Source organism: Nonomuraea sp. NPDC003754 (assembly GCF_053605785.1).
In genome coordinates this window covers 66,455-81,330 of the sequence record NZ_JBSGJX010000027.1, presented here as the reverse complement: position 1 = coordinate 81,330, position 14,876 = coordinate 66,455, and the positions used below count along the sequence as shown (strand labels likewise).

Annotated in this window: 13 protein-coding genes; 1 reads left to right on the top strand and 12 read right to left on the bottom strand. The window is 69.7% G+C overall.

All coding sequences use genetic code 11. The features are described 5' to 3' along the window. Nucleotides 1-218: 218 nt before the first annotated feature. The 5 genes from ACWEVS_RS29445 to ACWEVS_RS29425 are packed head-to-tail and all read right to left on the bottom strand — an operon-like array spanning nt 219 to nt 5,627. A complete protein-coding gene (locus ACWEVS_RS29445; RefSeq protein ID WP_449929492.1) occupies nt 219-1,004 on the bottom strand; it encodes an ABC transporter permease in 786 nt (261 codons plus the stop codon). After that, a complete protein-coding gene (locus tag ACWEVS_RS29440) occupies nt 1,001-1,852 on the bottom strand; it encodes an ABC transporter permease (RefSeq protein WP_354920192.1) in 852 nt (283 codons plus the stop codon). Before ACWEVS_RS29440 ends, ACWEVS_RS29445 begins: the two co-directional genes overlap by 4 nt. 4 nt (nt 1,853-1,856) lie before the next feature. After that, entirely contained in the window at nt 1,857-3,089 is a 1,233-nt protein-coding gene (locus ACWEVS_RS29435) for an ABC transporter substrate-binding protein (RefSeq protein WP_449929494.1), read from the bottom strand. 10 nt (nt 3,090-3,099) lie between these two features. Beyond that, nucleotides 3,100-4,164 carry an ABC transporter ATP-binding protein gene (locus ACWEVS_RS29430; RefSeq protein WP_354920186.1) on the bottom strand — a complete coding sequence of 355 codons (1,065 nt, stop codon included), beginning with the start codon at nt 4,162-4,164 and terminating at the stop codon, nt 3,100-3,102. A 29-nt stretch (nt 4,165-4,193) separates the two neighbouring features. Further along, nucleotides 4,194-5,627, bottom strand: coding sequence for a gamma-aminobutyraldehyde dehydrogenase (locus tag ACWEVS_RS29425; protein ID WP_449929496.1), 1,434 nt, complete (start codon nt 5,625-5,627; stop codon nt 4,194-4,196). A 180-nt stretch (nt 5,628-5,807) separates the two neighbouring features. Between ACWEVS_RS29425 and ACWEVS_RS29420 the strand changes: the two genes are divergently transcribed. Beyond that, nucleotides 5,808-6,302, top strand: a complete 495-nt coding sequence (locus ACWEVS_RS29420) for an Lrp/AsnC family transcriptional regulator (protein ID WP_354920180.1) — start codon at nt 5,808-5,810, stop codon at nt 6,300-6,302. A gap of 57 nt (nt 6,303-6,359) precedes the next feature. Here ACWEVS_RS29420 and ACWEVS_RS29415 read toward each other — a convergent pair whose 3' ends face one another. Genes ACWEVS_RS29415 through ACWEVS_RS29385 form a run of 7 tightly spaced genes read right to left on the bottom strand, consistent with a single transcriptional unit; the run spans nt 6,360 to nt 14,566 of the window. Then, nucleotides 6,360-6,587: a hypothetical protein gene (locus tag ACWEVS_RS29415; RefSeq protein WP_452554153.1), complete on the bottom strand. Its 228-nt coding sequence runs from the start codon at nt 6,585-6,587 to the stop codon at nt 6,360-6,362. Next, complete coding sequence (locus tag ACWEVS_RS29410) at nt 6,584-9,271, bottom strand: glycoside hydrolase family 38 N-terminal domain-containing protein (protein WP_452554152.1); 2,688 nt, start codon at nt 9,269-9,271, stop codon at nt 6,584-6,586. Before ACWEVS_RS29410 ends, ACWEVS_RS29415 begins: the two co-directional genes overlap by 4 nt. Next, nucleotides 9,262-10,431, bottom strand: coding sequence for a CehA/McbA family metallohydrolase (locus ACWEVS_RS29405; RefSeq protein WP_452554151.1), 1,170 nt, complete (start codon nt 10,429-10,431; stop codon nt 9,262-9,264). The genes ACWEVS_RS29410 and ACWEVS_RS29405 overlap by 10 nt, the downstream gene beginning before the upstream one ends. Beyond that, on the bottom strand, nt 10,428-11,492 hold the full coding sequence (locus ACWEVS_RS29400) for an ABC transporter ATP-binding protein (RefSeq protein WP_449929505.1): 1,065 nt from the start codon (nt 11,490-11,492) through the stop codon (nt 10,428-10,430). The genes ACWEVS_RS29405 and ACWEVS_RS29400 overlap by 4 nt, the downstream gene beginning before the upstream one ends. Next, on the bottom strand, nt 11,492-12,310 hold the full coding sequence (locus ACWEVS_RS29395; protein ID WP_354920168.1) for a carbohydrate ABC transporter permease: 819 nt from the start codon (nt 12,308-12,310) through the stop codon (nt 11,492-11,494). The genes ACWEVS_RS29400 and ACWEVS_RS29395 overlap by 1 nt, the downstream gene beginning before the upstream one ends. Continuing rightward, on the bottom strand, nt 12,307-13,215 hold the full coding sequence (locus ACWEVS_RS29390) for a carbohydrate ABC transporter permease (protein ID WP_452419324.1): 909 nt from the start codon (nt 13,213-13,215) through the stop codon (nt 12,307-12,309). The genes ACWEVS_RS29395 and ACWEVS_RS29390 overlap by 4 nt, the downstream gene beginning before the upstream one ends. After that, on the bottom strand, nt 13,190-14,566 hold the full coding sequence (locus tag ACWEVS_RS29385; protein WP_452554150.1) for an extracellular solute-binding protein: 1,377 nt from the start codon (nt 14,564-14,566) through the stop codon (nt 13,190-13,192). Before ACWEVS_RS29385 ends, ACWEVS_RS29390 begins: the two co-directional genes overlap by 26 nt. Nucleotides 14,567-14,876 lie beyond the last annotated feature (310 nt).

The following is a 14,876-nucleotide window of genomic DNA, read 5'->3' as shown; positions in this document are numbered from 1 at the left end:
TCAGTTGATCGCGCGCGGGTTCCCCCCGCCTGAATCCGATCTCGCCTCCCTGTTCCTTGCCAAGGTCTCGCCCGCGTGCCACCGTACGGCGCGCACGGGCAGGTCCGCCCGCGACCCGCGAAAGCGGGCGCGGTCCCGCAGGACGGCGGGGGCCGATCCCCCACCGCCTGAGGCGCATTATGCCGAAACCCCCGCCACGGCGGGGGCTCACGGACTTCCTAGACGCGGCGCCGCGCGGTCACCGAGTTGACGACGGCGATCACGACGCCCACCGCGAAGATGAGCGTACCCAGGATATTCACCTGGGGCGGGACACCGATGCGGGTGGCCCCCCAGATCCACAGCGGGAAGGTCTGCATGGCGCCGCTGGTGAACTGGGTGATGACGAAGTCGTCGATGGACAGCGCGAAGGCCAGCAGCGCGCCGGCGACCACACCGGGCAGGATCATCGGAAAGGTGATCCGCCAGAACGTGGTCCATGACGAGGCGCCCAGGTCCCTGGCGGCCTCCTCGATGGACGGGTCTAGCCCGACCACGCGGGCGCGCACGGTGATGGCCACGAACGACACCGAGAACAGCACGTGGGCGATGAGCGCGGTGGTGAAGCCCATGTCCACGCCGGTGCTGACGAACAGCGACAGCAGCGCGGCGCCCATGACCAGCTCGGGCGAGGAGATCGCGGCGAACATCACCAGGTTCATCGGGCCCTGCCCCTTGAACCGGTAGCGGCCCAGCGCGAGCCCGATCATCGTGCCGAGCACCGTGGTGATCAGCACCGAGAGCACCGCGAGCTGGAGCGAGTTGAACACCGCGTCGGTCAGGTCGGGATACTCGTCGAGCCGTCCCCACCACTTGAGCGTGAAGCCCTGCCAGGAGACGTTCGACTTGCTCTGCGTGTCGTTGAAGCCGAAGGCGATCATGACGGCGATCGGCAGGAACAGCCACGCGATGATGACCCACACGTAGCCGAACAGCAGCCGGTCGGCGAGTTTGCGCGTTCTCATCGTGCCGCCGCCTCCAGCACGTTCTCGGTGCCCAGCGCCTTGGCGTAGGCGAAGATGCCCACGAGCATGGCCGCCATCAGCGTGAACGACAGCGCCGAGGCGGTCGGGTAGTTGTTGTTGACCAGGTACTGGGTCTGGATGATGTTGCCGATCATCGTGTTGGCCGGGCCGCCCAGGATGCCCGCGTTCACGTAGTCGGCCGTCATCGGGACGAAGGTCATCAGCACGCCCGCGAACACCCCTGGCAGCGACAGCGGCAGCACGATCTTGCGGAACGCGGCGGTCCTGGTCGCGTAGAGGTCCTGGGCCGCTTCCACGACCCGGGGGTCCACCCGCTCCAGCGCCACGTAGATCGGCAGGATCATGAAGGGCAGGTAGTTGTAGACCAGTCCGCCGATCACCGCGGCCGACGTCTGCAGCACGTGGAAGTCCTGGGGCAACCAGCCCAGGGCCTTCAGCGGCTGCAGCACGATGCCCTCGTCGGCCAGCAGGAACTTCCACGACACCGTCCGCAGCACGAACGAGACGAAGAACGGCAGCAGCACCAGCAGCAGGTACGTCGACTTCCTGGACCCGCCCTTGAAGGCGATCCAGTAGGCGACGGGATAGGCCATGGCGATGGCGATCGCCGTCCCGGCCAGGCCGTAGCCGACCGAGCGCAGGAACTGCGTCTTGAACTGCACCAGGCTGTCGACGTAGGTGGCGAAGTGGAAGGTCTGGGCGAACCCGTCGACCACGTTGCCCTCCTGGGTGGACACCGAGGCCATGAAGACCATCGGCACCACCAGGAAGATCGCCAGCCACAGCCCGCCCGGCAGGATCAGCAGGTAGGGGGTGAGCCGCCTCATCGTGCTAGCCCTGGGTGATGGGCTGGAAGATGCTCTCGAAGAGCTGCTCGGTCTTGCTGTCCAGCAGCAGGTAGGAGCGCATCTTGGCCAGATCCGCCTCCGACGGGTAGATCAGCGGGCTCTCCGCGACCTGCTGGAGCGCCTGCTTGTCCTCGCCCGTGGCCTTGGCGGCGTCGGCGAGCACGATGTCCTTGGTCGCGGGCACCGGCGTGATGTAGTTGATGTACTCCACGAGCATCGCGGCGATCTTGGGCTGGTAGACGTAGTCCATCAGCGTGAGCGCGTCGACCGGGTTCTGGGCGGTCTTCGGGATGCACATGTTGTCGGTCCAGATCGTGGCGCCCTCCTGCGGCACCACGAACTTGAGGTTCTTGCCCTCGGCGACCTGCTGGAAGATGTCGCCCGACCAGGCCATCGTGATCCAGATGTCACCGCGGACGAGCGCCTCGATGTAGTCGTTCTCGTAGTACTTGCGCACCAGGCCCTGGTCGCGCTGCTCCTGGAGCTTGGCCGCGGCCTTGCGCCAGTCGGCCTCCTTCGACTTGTCAGGGTCGATGCCGAGCGCGAACATCCCGAAGTTGGCGATCTCCTGCGAGTCGAGCATCATGCCGACCTTGCCCTTGTACTTCGGGTTCCAGAGGTCGTTCATGCTGGTGACCTCGTCGACGTACTCGGGGTTGTAGGCGATGCCCGTGACGCCGACCGTCCACGGGATCGTGTAGGTGTTGTTCGGGTCCCAGAGCGGGTTCTTCACCTTCTGCGCCGCGTTGGCGGCGAAGTTGGGAAGCTTGGAGTGGTCCAGCGGAGCCAGGTAGCCGAGGTTCATCGCCTTGGCGAGCTGGTTGCCGTTGGTCATGACCATCAGGTCGAAACCGATGTCGGTGTTGGCGGCGAGCTGCGGCTGGATCTTGCCGAACCACGTGCCGTTGTCCTGGATGGCCTCGGTGTAGGTGACCTTGATGCCCTTGTCCTTCTCGAACATCTGCAGGGACGGGTAGTTCTTGCCGTCCTTGTCGATGTAGAGCGGCCAGTTGGCGAAGCGGAGCACGCCGTTCTGCTTCTTGCCGGCCCAGAAGTCGGCGGCGGCGTTCTGCGTCGGTGCGGCGGCTGACTTCTTGCCCTCGACGCCACAGGCGGCGAGGGCCATGGCGGCGGCCGTCATCCCGGCGAGCTTGAGTGCGTCGCGGCGACTCGTGGTCATGCCGCGTAGGAAGGCGGGGTTCGTGCGGACGTCCATGAGACGGATATCAACTTCCAATCGCGTATGAGTGCTGCGGCTGCCATGAGAGCCAGACGGCATCGCCACGTTCGGCCGTGGTCGAGGCGTCGTGCGCGTTCTGCTGGAAGACGGTCACCTCGGCGCCGTCGGCCAGCCGTACCGCATAGCTGTTGTAGGTGCCCAGGTAGACGACCTCGGAGACGGTGCCGGGGACGGCGCTGAGGCCGCCGTTGGGCTCGTCGACGTCGATCGTGATCTTCTCAGGGCGGACGGTCACCGTGACCTCCCCGTCCTGCCCCCCTGGGACCAGCACGCGCCCTCCCGCGACCTTCAGCACGCCCCCCGTGAGGGCGCCGGTCAGCAGGTTGGATGTGCCGATGAAGCCCGCGACGAATGCGGTGGCGGGCTGCTCGTAGATCTCGCGGGGCCCGGCGAGCTGCTCGACCAGACCGTCGTTCATGACGGCGATGCGGTCGCTCATCGTGAGGGCCTCGCTCTGGTCGTGCGTCACGTAGACGAACGTGATGCCGACCTCACGCTGGATGCGCTTCAGCTCGATCTGCATGGCCTGGCGCAGCTTCAGGTCGAGCGCGCCCAGCGGCTCGTCCAGCAGCAGGGCCCTGGGGTTGTTCACCAGAGCCCTGGCCAGCGCGACGCGCTGCTGCTGGCCGCCGGACATCTCGCGTGGCCTGCGCTTCTCGCGACCGGTCAGGTCGACGATGTCCAGGATCTCCCCGACGCGGCGCTTGATCTCCGCGTCGGGGGTCTTCTTCTGCTTGAGTCCGAAGGCCACGTTGTCCCACACGTTCATGTGCGGGAACAGGGCGTAGGACTGGAACACCATGTTGACGTCGCGCTTGTTGGGCGGAACGTCGGTGACGTTCTGGCCGTGGAGCTTGACCGTGCCGCGCGTAGGCTCCTCGAAGCCGGCGATCATCCGCATGGTGGTCGTCTTGCCGCACCCGGAGGGGCCGAGGAGGGAGAAGAACTCCCCCTCGGCGATGGAGAGCGAGACGCCCTTCACCGCCTGGACGACCTCGCCATGCGAGAGGTACTCCTTGATCACGTCCTCAAGGTCGATAGCGCTGGTCATACCAGGATTTATCCCACTCTGTGTCGGAGCTATTCGCCGATGTAGTGCATGACGTGCTTGACCCGGGTGTAGTCGTGCAGGCCGAAGACCGACAGGTCCTTGCCGTAACCCGAGTGCTTGAAGCCGCCGTGCGGCATTTCGGAGACGAACGGGATGTGGGTGTTGACCCACACCACGCCGAAGTCGAGCCTGTTGGACATCCGCATGGCGCGGCCGTGGTCGGAGGTCCACACCGAGCCCGACAGGCCGTACTGCACGCCGTTGGCCTTGGCCAGGGCGTCGGCCTCGTCGGTGAAGGTCTGGACGGTGATCACGGGTCCGAAGACCTCGTTCTGGACCATCTCGTCGTCCTGCTGGAGGCCGTCGACGACGGTCGGCGCGAAGAAGTAGCCCTTGTCGCCGACCCGGTGGCCGCCGGTCAGGACCTTGGCGTGCGCGGGCAGCCGCTCGAAGAACCCGGAGACCTTGGTCAGCTGGTTCTCGTTGTTGAGCGGGCCGTACAGCGCCTCCTCGTCGGACAGGTCGCCGGTGACGGTCCCGGCCGCGGCCTCGGTGAGGGCGGCGACGAACTCGTCGTGCACGCTCTCGTGGACCAGCACGCGGCAGGCCGCGGTGCAGTCCTGGCCCGCGTTGTAGAAACCGGCGGTGGCGATCGACTCGGCGGCCGCCTTGAGGTCCTTGACGTCCTCGAACACCACGACGGGCGCCTTGCCGCCCAGCTCGAGGTGCACGCGCTTGAGGTCCTCGGCCGCGCTCTTGGCGACGGCCATGCCCGCGCCGACCGAGCCGGTGATGGCGACCATCGCGGCCGTCGGGTGGCCGACGACCAGGGCGCCGGTCTCGCGGTCGCCGGTGACGACGTTGAAGACGCCGGGAGGCAGCACGCTGCCGATGATCTCGGCGAGCTTGAGCGTCGAGGCGGGCGTGGTGTCCGACGGCTTGAGCACGATCGTGTTGCCCGCGGCGAGCGCGGGGGCGATCTTCCAGACCGCCATCATCATCGGGTAGTTCCAGGGCGTGACCTGGCCGACGACACCGATCGGCTCGTGCCGGATGACACTGGTGTGGTCGGCGAGGAACTCACCGGCCGTGGGGCCCTCCAGCGTGCGCGCCGCTCCCGCGAAGAAGCGGAAGTGGTCGGCGGCGACCGGAGTCTCGTCCTCGGCCATGCGAGCTCGGGGCTTGCCGGTGTTGAGGCACTCGGCCTCGTTGATCTCGTCGGCCCGCGCCTCGATCGCGTCGGCGACCTTCAGCAGCAGCCCGGCGCGCTCGCCCGGCGTCGTCCGCCCCCACGATTCGAACGCGGCGGCCGCGGCGGCGTAGGCAGCGTCGACGTCCTCCTGCCCGGAGACGGGCGCCTGTGCGTAGGTTTCTCCGGTGCACGGGTCGATGACGTCCGAGAATCGGCCGCTCTTGGCATCCACGAACTCACCGTTGATGAAGTTCTGCAGACGGGTGGTCAACGTTGACCTCCTGGTGAGGTGGCTGAGTTGTCGCGACTCTGACAGAGCGTCAGCATCAGGACAAGGGATTTCGTCGCGAAGATATCAAATTGCTACGAATTCGCTTGACAGTGCGCCCAGAACTGACAACATGTCGCACCAGGACCCCACGAAGCTGTGCGGCACAGGAGGGATTGCCACATGACGACCCCGCCCAAGGCGCGCAGAGACGGCGACGGCAGGCCCGCCCAGGTCGTGCTCGACGACCTGTCCAAGCGCATCATCGAAGAGCTGCAGGAGGACGGGCGCAAGCCGTACGCGGCGATCGGCAAGGCGGTCGGGCTGTCGGAAGCCGCGGTACGCCAGCGGGTGCAGCGCCTGCAGACCGACGGGGTCATGCAGATCGTCGCCGTCACCGACCCGCTGACGCTCGGCTTCCCCCGCCAGGCGATGATCGGCATCAACTGCGAGGGCGACCTCGACAGCGTCGCCGACGAGCTCGCCTCGATCGAGGAGATCGACTACGTGGTGCTGACCGCGGGCTCCTTCGACGTGATCGTCGAGGTGGTGTGCGAGGGCGACCGTCACCTGTTGGAGATCCTCGGCAAAATCCGCGCGATCCCGGCAGTCCGCGCCACGGAGTCGTTCGTGTACCTCAAACTGCGCAAGCAGACCTACTCGTGGGGCACTCGGTAAATCTTTTCCCCTTTTTCCGGCAAGCAGCGTCAACGCGCCGAGTCTGTTTCCGCGTGATCACGACAGGGCCGACCCCTCCAGGGACGACCGCGAAGGACGCCGGTAGGCCCGGCTGTGGTCCGCGCACAGGTACAGCGTGAGCCCTTCGGGCGTGGTCGTGCGGGACAGGCCGCCCCGGTCCCGCTCGGGATCGACCCGGACGAGAAGAGCCTCCAGCGCCCGGACCACGGCCGCCCGGCCGGTCCGTCCGGAGTGACGGGCCGGCCGGGCGACCGCCGGGCTCACCGCACCTGGATGGTGGCGATCTCCCAGGCGCGCAGCGGCAGGCGGGCGGCGTCGACCGGCTCGCCCGGCCGGCCGCGCAGGTCGGCGCGGCGGGCCTCGGTGAAGTCGCCCTCGATCGTCGCCACCGTGTCCGCGCCCGACAGGGCGACCAGCCGCAGTTCCTTCCACTCGTCGCGGCGGCGCAGCGAGGTCATGACGACGCCCTCGCCCTTCACGGTGAGGCCCGTGCCCGGGGCGGGCAGGGACAGGTCCGCGGCACCGGTGCCGGGCACGGCCAGCACGTCGTGCCGGAACACCTCCGCCGCCCCCGGCACCGCCGCCCACGTCCCCGTGTACGGCATGAGCGCCAGCCTGACCGAGCGCGGCCCCCTCGACTGGGCGGCCGGGGTCGGCAGCTGCGGACCGGCGGGCTCCGGCCGCAGGGCGTTGCGGTTGCGGGACAGGTACCCGACCGAGCGCAGCAGCGTCAGAGCCAGCTCGTCGTCCACCAGCTCGTACTCGGTGACGTGCTCGAGGAGGGCGGCCACCCCGCCGGCGGCCACCCACGAGGAGGCGGGGAAGGTCGGCAGCGGGGTCTCGCCGCAGCCTCCCTCGGCCGTCGGAGCGCGTTCGACGACGGCGAACTGCCCCTCGGCGAAGGAGGCGGCGGCCGGCTCGGCCAGCGGCACGTGCAGGCGGACCCGGTGGTCGGCGCAGCGGTTGTCGAACTCCACGTGCAGCCGGACGAACGGCTCGCCCGCCCGCAGCTCGACCCGGGTGGCGACGGTGACGTGCTCGACGGCCGCCGTGCGGGCGGCGGCGGGGAGCGGGTCGGCGGGCCCGTCGGCCTCGGTGACGTCGGTGCCCCTCGGCCAGGCGTAGCCGCGGTGGACGTCGAGGGCGGCGACCAGCGGGCCCGAGCAGACCAGGCTCACCTCCACCGACTCCGGCGCCAGGACCAGCAGGTCGGCGGCTGGCGGGGCGTGGTTGTAGGTGTCGCCCACGTCCCCGCTTTCGACGATCCGCGCGGCGCCGGCGATCGTCACGCCGTCGCGGCCGGTGAGGGTGAGCGTGCCGTCGGCGGCGACCTCCACGCGCAGCAGGCCGTTGTCCAGCACCTGACCCTCGGCCCGCACCCCGCGCGGTCCGGCGCCGGGGGCGGGGCTCCGCGACCCGGACGGGCGGCCGGGGCGGACGCTCGTGTGGCCGAGGGCGGGCGTGTCCACCAGCGCGGCGACGGTCCTGCGGGCCTCGGCGACGATGCGGACGCGGGTGACGGCGCCCTCCGCCTCCGCCAGCGCCGCGGCCACCTCCGCCACGTCGAAGGCCGCCGCCGGCTCGCGCGCGACCCTGAAGACCAGCACCCCGTCGGCGATCGACCAGCCGGTGATGTGCTGGCCGTACAGCTCGGTGCCGTGGATGAAGGTGAACGCCAGGCGCGGGTCCATCTCCTCGTCGAGCAGCAGCGTCGGGGCGTACTCCAGGGTCTGGGCGGGCACCGCCCTGCCCGCGGCGTCCACCAGCGGGTCGAGGCCCGCCACGTCCATCAGCACCACCCCGGTGCGCGGGAACGGCGAGGGGTTGACCACCAGGACCGCGCCCGAGGGCACGGCGGCGGCCAGGCGGGAGGTCACCATGTCGCGGACGGCCTGGCCGAGGTGCTCGGCCTCGGCGATGCGGGCCGCGACCTGCTGGGCGGTCTCGTCGACGCCGCACCCGGTGACCGAGTCGTGGCCGCTGGCGTCGATCAGCCGCCACCACGCCATGTCGAGGAAGCGCTCGGGCCACGACTCGCCCCAGAGCGCGGCCAGCGGCTCGGCGTAGCGCTCGACCATCCGCTCGGCCCTGCCCATCGCCTGCTTGACGTGGGCGCGCACCGAGATGACGCCGGGCAGGATGTTGGCGCGGGCGTGCGAGCGCAGCTCGCCGTGGACGCGGGGCAGCCCCTCGGTCCCCTGCGCGCCGATGTAGCCCGACAGCGTGTCCATGCGGGCGCCGAGCGAGGCCACCATCTCCGGCAGCCCGCGCACGGGGGCCGAGTGGTCGGTGCCGTACATCGCCAGCAACGGCTTGTCCTCGCCCTGCCATCGCCGCATGGTGGTGACGAACGTCTCGGCCCGCGCGAGCACCTGTCCCGGCGCCTCGAACAGGTGGGCCCCGTTGCCGTAGCCTCCGGCGGGCAGGTACTGGGCGCGGACCGCGGTGCCGTCGGGCGCGACCCACGCGAAGGCGTCGGTGACCACCGAGGCGGGCACCCCCCGGTAGACGCACGCCTGCGCCAGCCCGGCGAGGGCGAGGATCTGCGGCATCTGGGCGGTGTGGCCGAACATGTCGGGCAGGTAGCCGACCGGCATGGCGCCGCCGAGCTTGTCGGCCCGGTCCATGCCCAGTTCGAGGTTGCGGACGATGGTCTCGCCCGAGCACAGGAACTCGTCCAGCAGGATCTGCCACGGCCCGATCGCCAGCCGTCCCGCCTCGACCAGCGCGGCGATCCGGTCGCGGTTCTCCGGGCGCACCTCGAGGTAGTCGTCCACGCAGGCCAGCTGCCCGTCGAGGGTGAAGTGGTAGTCGGGCTCGCGTTCCATGGTGTCGAGCACCTCGTCCATGAGCGCGACCAGGCGCAACCTGAAGCGCTGGAACGGCTCGTACCACTCCCTGTCCCAGTGCGTGTGCGGGACGACGACGATCTCCTGGGTCACGCGCACAGCGCCATCACCTCGTTCTCGTGGGTTTCCAACCTGAACGGTCCGTCGCCCGCGGGCAGCACGACGCGGTCACCGCGGATGACCTGCCGCTCCCCCGAACGGCGCACCAGGACCAGCCCGTCGGCGTCGAGGGCCAGCAGCTCGTCGCCGAGCCTGAGCAGCAGCGGCCCGTCGGGCCCCGCCGAGACCGCGGTACGGCCCGCCCGCACGCCGTCGAGGACCGCGCCGGGCTCCTCGGCCAGCACCCACGTGGTGGGCGCGCCGGGCAGCCCGTCGGCGCCGTGGCGGTGGAAGTCGCTGCCGCCGATGACGATGACGTCGTCGCGCCAGGCCTGCGCCCACGCCAGCGGCGCGCCCCAGCGCCGGTCCCACCAGCCGGAGTGCCAGACCTCGACCACGCGCGGCCGCCGCGGCAGCGGGTGCAGCCACGCGCAGTCGCCGCCGAGCGGATGGTTGATCGACAGCAGCCCGCGCTCGCCCCAGGTGCCGGGCGGCCGGCGGAAGTCGACCCAGCCCACGTCGCCGAACACGTTGGCGTGGCCCCGGTCGGTGGTCACCTCCTGCCCGGGAATCAGCGCGATCTCCCGGACCTTGGCCAGGTGAGGGTGATGGCTGACGGTGTTGTGGTCGGTGACCGCCAGGAAGTCGAGCCCTCTGCCGGTGGCCAGCGCGGCCAGCTCCGCGACCGTCAGCGCGCCGTCGCTGTGCACGGTGTGGGCGTGGAAGTCGCCGGCGTACCACCGCAGGCCATCCACGTCGGGGATGTCGCGGCGCGGCGGCCGGACCGCGGGCGGCGGCTCCTCCTCCACCGGCCGCTGGGGCGCCCGCCAGTGGACCGTCACCTCCAGCGTGTACTCCAGCCCCTCCGGCGGCACCCGGTGCAGCCGCAGCCACACCTGCCACGCGCCGGGCTCGAGCTCGCCCGGCAGGTAGCCGGGCGTGGCCCAGTCACGGGTGATCGTGTACTCGTCGCGCGCGCCGCCCGACCAGCCGCGGAAGCCGTACGGCCCGGCGGCGCCCAGATCGAGCACCCCCTTGGACCGGTCGTAGCGCAACCCGACGGTCACCCCCTCGGCCCCCGCGGGCAGCTCGAAGGGCACCTCCCTCAGCATCCGCTCCAGCCGGTCGTCCAGGCTCCAGCGGCCGTGGATCAGCGTCATACCACGTTCCCATCGCGATAGATCAGCGCCCGGTCGCCCCTGGGCACCGCGAATCCTTCCGCACCGGGCGCCGGCTCGCTGCCTTCCGGCACGACGACCTGCACGAGCACGCCGCCGACCTCGAGCGTCACCAGGTGGACGGCGCCCAGGTTCTCCACGATCGCCACCTTTCCCCCGAAGGCGCCTTCGACGGGCTCGGCCGCGTAGGTCATGTACTCCGGCCGCACGCCGTAGACGATCTGCTCGCCGTCGGACAGCCGGCCCTCCGCCGAGGCGGGCACCGGCAGCTTGCACCCCGCGACCTCCAGCCGCTCTCCCCTGACGACGCCCTCCAGCAGGTTCATCGGGGTCGAGCCGATGAAAGCGGCGACGAAGGTGTTGGCCGGACGCTGGAACACCTCGGCCGGGGTGCCGATCTGCCTGATGTGCCCGTTCTCCATGACCGCCATCCGGTCGGCCATGGCCAGCGCCTCCGCCTGGTCGTGGGTGACGAAGACGGTGGTGACGCCGAGCTCGCGCTGCAGCTTCTTCAGGAACGTGCGGGCCTCGAGGCGGAGCCTGGCGTCCAGGTTGGACAGCGGCTCGTCGAACAGGAACGCCTGCGCCTGGGTGGCCATGACGCGGGCGAGGGCGACGCGCTGCTGCTGGCCGCCGGACAGCTGCCCGGGGCGGCGGTCCATGAGGTGGGCCAGGCCGAGCCGCTCGCCGACCTCGCGGGCCCGGCCGGCCCGGGTCGCCTTGGCGACCTTCTTGATGCGCAGCGGGTAGGCGATGTTGTCGGTGACGTCCATGTGGGGGAAGAGCGCGTAGTCCTGGAAGACCATCGCCACGTCGCGCCCGCCCGGCTGGACCCCGGTGACGTCGCGCTCGCCGATGACGACCGAGCCGTCCGTGGCGGTCTCCAGGCCCGCGATCGTCCGCAGGAGCGTCGTCTTGCCGCAGCCCGACGGGCCGAGCAGGGCGAAGAACTCGCCGTCGGGAATCACCAGGTCGAGCGAGTCGAGCGCCTTCACGCCGCCTGGGTAGACCTTGGTCAGGCCTCTGAGTTCGATCGCGGCCATCAGCGCTTGATCCCTCCGTGGAAGCGGAAGCCGTACTTCTTGCTGACGAACAGGTACATGAGCACCACCGGCACCGAGTAGAGCAGGCCGAAGGTGGACAGCAGCGGCAGGTTGGCCTGACCGCCCTCGGTGTAGAGGGTGAACATGATCACCGCGCCCGGCTGCTTCTCGATGTCGCTGAGCAGCAGGTAGGGCATCAGGAAGTTGCCCCACACGTTGGCGATGGACCAGACGGCGATCGTGGCCAGGCCCGGCCGTACCAGGGGGACGACCACGTGGCCGACGATCTGCAGCGGCGAGGCGCCGAAGACCCGCGCCGACTCCTCGTAGGACTTCGGGGTGGAGTCCATGAAGTCCTTGAGCATGAAGACGGCCGCCGGCAGCAGGCCGCCGGTGAGGATGAGGATGAGGCCGAGCTGCGAGTCGATGAGGTCGAGCTCGACGGCCAGCTGGAACAGCGGCACCATCGCGGCCGTCCCCGTGATGATCGAGGACAGCAGCAGCAGCGCGTAGAGCAGCGCGTCGCGTCCCGGCAGGCGCACGCGGCTGAGCGCGTAGGCCGCCAGCGCGGCCAGCAGCACGACCAGGACGGCGGTGCCCACCGCCAGCAGCAGCGAGTTGTAGAGGGAGCCGAGCGCGTACGGGTGCTCCAGGATCGCCGCGAAGTTGGCCACCGTGAAGTCGGGCAGCGAGACCTCGTAGGTCGGGTTCGAGGTGAACGGCGCGGCGGCCAGCCACAGCAGCGGCACGGTGAAGAAGGCCAGGAGCACGGCGATCAGCGTGTAGAAGCCGATCCGGCCGAGGACGAAGCGGGTCATGACCTCCTCCTGAGCAGCCGCAGGTAGAACACCGCCACGACCAGGTTGATCAGCAGGATGATCGTGGAGACGGCGGCGCCGAACCCGAGCTCGCCGCCCTTCAGCGCCACGTTGTAGACGTGGACGGCCAGCACCTCCGACCTGTGGTCGGGCCCTCCGGCGGTCAGCAGGAAGGGGGTGAAGTCGTTGAACGTCCAGAGGCTGATGAGCAGCAGGTTGGTCAGGATGTGGCCCCTGATGTGCGGGAAGACCACGTCGCGCAGCTGCTGCCAGCCAGAGGCGCCGGCCAGCCTGGCGCTCTCCAGGTGCGAGGGCGGCACGTTGCCGAGCGCCGCGCCGTACAGCATCATCGAGAAGGCGGTGCCGCGCCAGGTGTTGAAGACGACGATGGACAGCATCGGGTGGTCGAGCAGCCAGGCGAAGCCTGGGATGCCGAGCAGCGCGTTGAGGGAGCCGCTGTCGCGGTCGAGCAGCGCGATCCACAGGAACGACACGACCGCGCCCGGCAGGATCCAGGCGAGGATGACCAGGCCCTCGACCACGCGCTTGAGCGGGCCGCGCCGGTCGCGCAGCAGCCAGGCGATGGTGAAGCCGAGCACGACCTGGCCGATGACCGCCGAACCGAGCACGAACTGCACCGTCAGCCAGGTGGAGTTCCAGAACCCGCCGTCGGAGACGGCCTTGACGAAGTTGTCGAGGCCGACGAACCGCGGCTCCGCGGCCGCCAGGCCGGTCAGGCGGTAGTTCGTCAGCCCCAGGTAGATGACCCACAGCGCGGGAAACACCAGGAACACCGCGATGAGCGCCATCGCGGGGGCGACGAACGCGACGGCCCTGGGCGTGCCCAGACCCGCCGCGTCCGCGCTGTACCGGGCCTTCTCAGGAAGAGACGTTGCCCGCGCCACCGACGAGTCCTTCGAGCTTCGACTGGTAGTCCGCGGCGGCCTGGTCGGGCGCCTTGCCGCCGACCACCTGCGCGGTGGCCTCCTGCAGCGCCGCCGACACCTGCGGGTAGACGGCCATGGGCGGCCGGTAGGCCGTCAGCGGGAGCACCTTCTCCGAGATGAACATCAGCAGGGGGTCGCTGGTGAGGATCTCCTTGTTGACGTCCGAACGCGGCGTGATGCGCACGTTCGCCTTGGTCTCCTCCTTCAGCGCCTCGGGCGACAGGGTGAAGGCGGCCAGCTCGAAAGCCTCCTTCGGATGGGCGCTGTTGGGGTTGACGGTCCGCAGCGCGCCGCCCGACATGCTGACGAAGTCCTGGCCGCGGATGCCCTTGCCCGGCTCCAGCGCCGGGATCATCGCGTAGCCGACCACCTGGTCACGGTCGGCCATCTTGGCGACGCCGTCCTTGGGGTTGACCACGCCGCGCCAGAAGTAGTCGCCCTCCATCAGGATGCCGATCTTGCCGGCGGCGAACTCGGCGAACGACTTGTCCCTGCCCTTGGCCTCCTGCTGCAGCTTGGGATCGCCCAGTCCGCTACCGCCGTAGATCTTCTGGTAGAGGCCGAGGGCGTCCTTGAGCGGCTGGGAGGCGCCCGACCACTTGCCGTCCTTGTAGATCTCGCCGCCCGCTCCCGCCAGCAGTGGTAAGACGCCCTGCATGGAGGTCGCCTCGCCCATGGCGGTGCCCGCGTTGATCTGGAGGGGGGTGGGGACGCCCGCCGACTTCAGCTTGGCGCCCGCGTCGAGCACCTCCTGCCAGCTCTTGGGCTGCCAGTCCTCCGGCAGGCCCGCCTTCTGGAAGAGCGTCTTGTTGAAGTAGAGGACGCGGCCGTCGGTGCCGATCGGCAGCGCGTACTTCTTGGCGTTGTAGGTCGTCAGGCCCTGCACCGCCTCGGGGATCTGCGACCAGCCGTCCCAGGCGTCGGCCTCGGGGCCGACGACCTCCGACAGCGGCTTGATGTACCCGGCCTCGGCGAACTCCCCCGCCCAGATGCCGTCGATGTCGATGACATCGGCGCCCTTCCTGGACTTCAGGTCGAGGGCCAGCTTGGTCTTGTACTGCTCGTCGTCGACACCGCTGGGCACGAACGTGACCTTGACGTTCTTGCCCTTCGCCTTCTGCGCCGCCTCGAACTTGGGGATGACCCAGTTGGCGATGTGTTCGGCGGTCACGGCGTTCTTGCCGCCCGCGATGGAGTTCTGGGTGATCGTCAGCTCGATGGCGTCAGAGCCGGAGGACGACTGGCCGCACGCGGTGAGCGCCATCCCGGTCACGGTGAGCACCGCGACAGCGCCAATGGATCTTTTCACGCAACCCTCCGAGAGTGTCCGAAAAGCCTGGGCCAATATGTCATGACAACATCACGACGTAAAGACCTGGCAACATTCCGGCAACCTCTCGGTTTTGGACAGGCCCTTGGGGTGGGCAGGCGGTGCCGTTGGGTCGTTCCGGAACAGGAGAGACGCACGCCGATCCCGTTCCGGCGGGGCGCTCCCGGTCCGGCGCTGTCTCCCCCGGCGGCGGGGGTGCTCATGGGGAGGCGCCCGGTGATCATGGGCGGGCGTGGGGCTCGCGTGGCGACAGGGGCCCGGAGCACGGCCGAGAAGCACAGGGAGGCGT

Bases quoted from the DNA above. Each gene is read 5' to 3' on its own strand.
- ACWEVS_RS29395 (WP_354920168.1), bottom strand. From the start codon at position 12,310: ATGACCCGCTTCGTCCTCGGCCGGATCGGCTTCTACACGCTGATCGCC.
- ACWEVS_RS29405 (WP_452554151.1), bottom strand. From the start codon at position 10,431: ATGACGCTGATCCACGGCCGCTGGAGCCTGGACGACCGGCTGGAGCGG.
- ACWEVS_RS29440 (WP_354920192.1), bottom strand. From the start codon at position 1,852: ATGAGGCGGCTCACCCCCTACCTGCTGATCCTGCCGGGCGGGCTGTGG.
- ACWEVS_RS29420 (WP_354920180.1), top strand. From the start codon at position 5,808: ATGACGACCCCGCCCAAGGCGCGCAGAGACGGCGACGGCAGGCCCGCC.
- ACWEVS_RS29430 (WP_354920186.1), bottom strand. From the start codon at position 4,164: ATGACCAGCGCTATCGACCTTGAGGACGTGATCAAGGAGTACCTCTCG.
- ACWEVS_RS29435 (WP_449929494.1), bottom strand. From the start codon at position 3,089: ATGGACGTCCGCACGAACCCCGCCTTCCTACGCGGCATGACCACGAGT.
- ACWEVS_RS29445 (WP_449929492.1), bottom strand. From the start codon at position 1,004: ATGAGAACGCGCAAACTCGCCGACCGGCTGCTGTTCGGCTACGTGTGG.
- ACWEVS_RS29400 (WP_449929505.1), bottom strand. From the start codon at position 11,492: ATGGCCGCGATCGAACTCAGAGGCCTGACCAAGGTCTACCCAGGCGGC.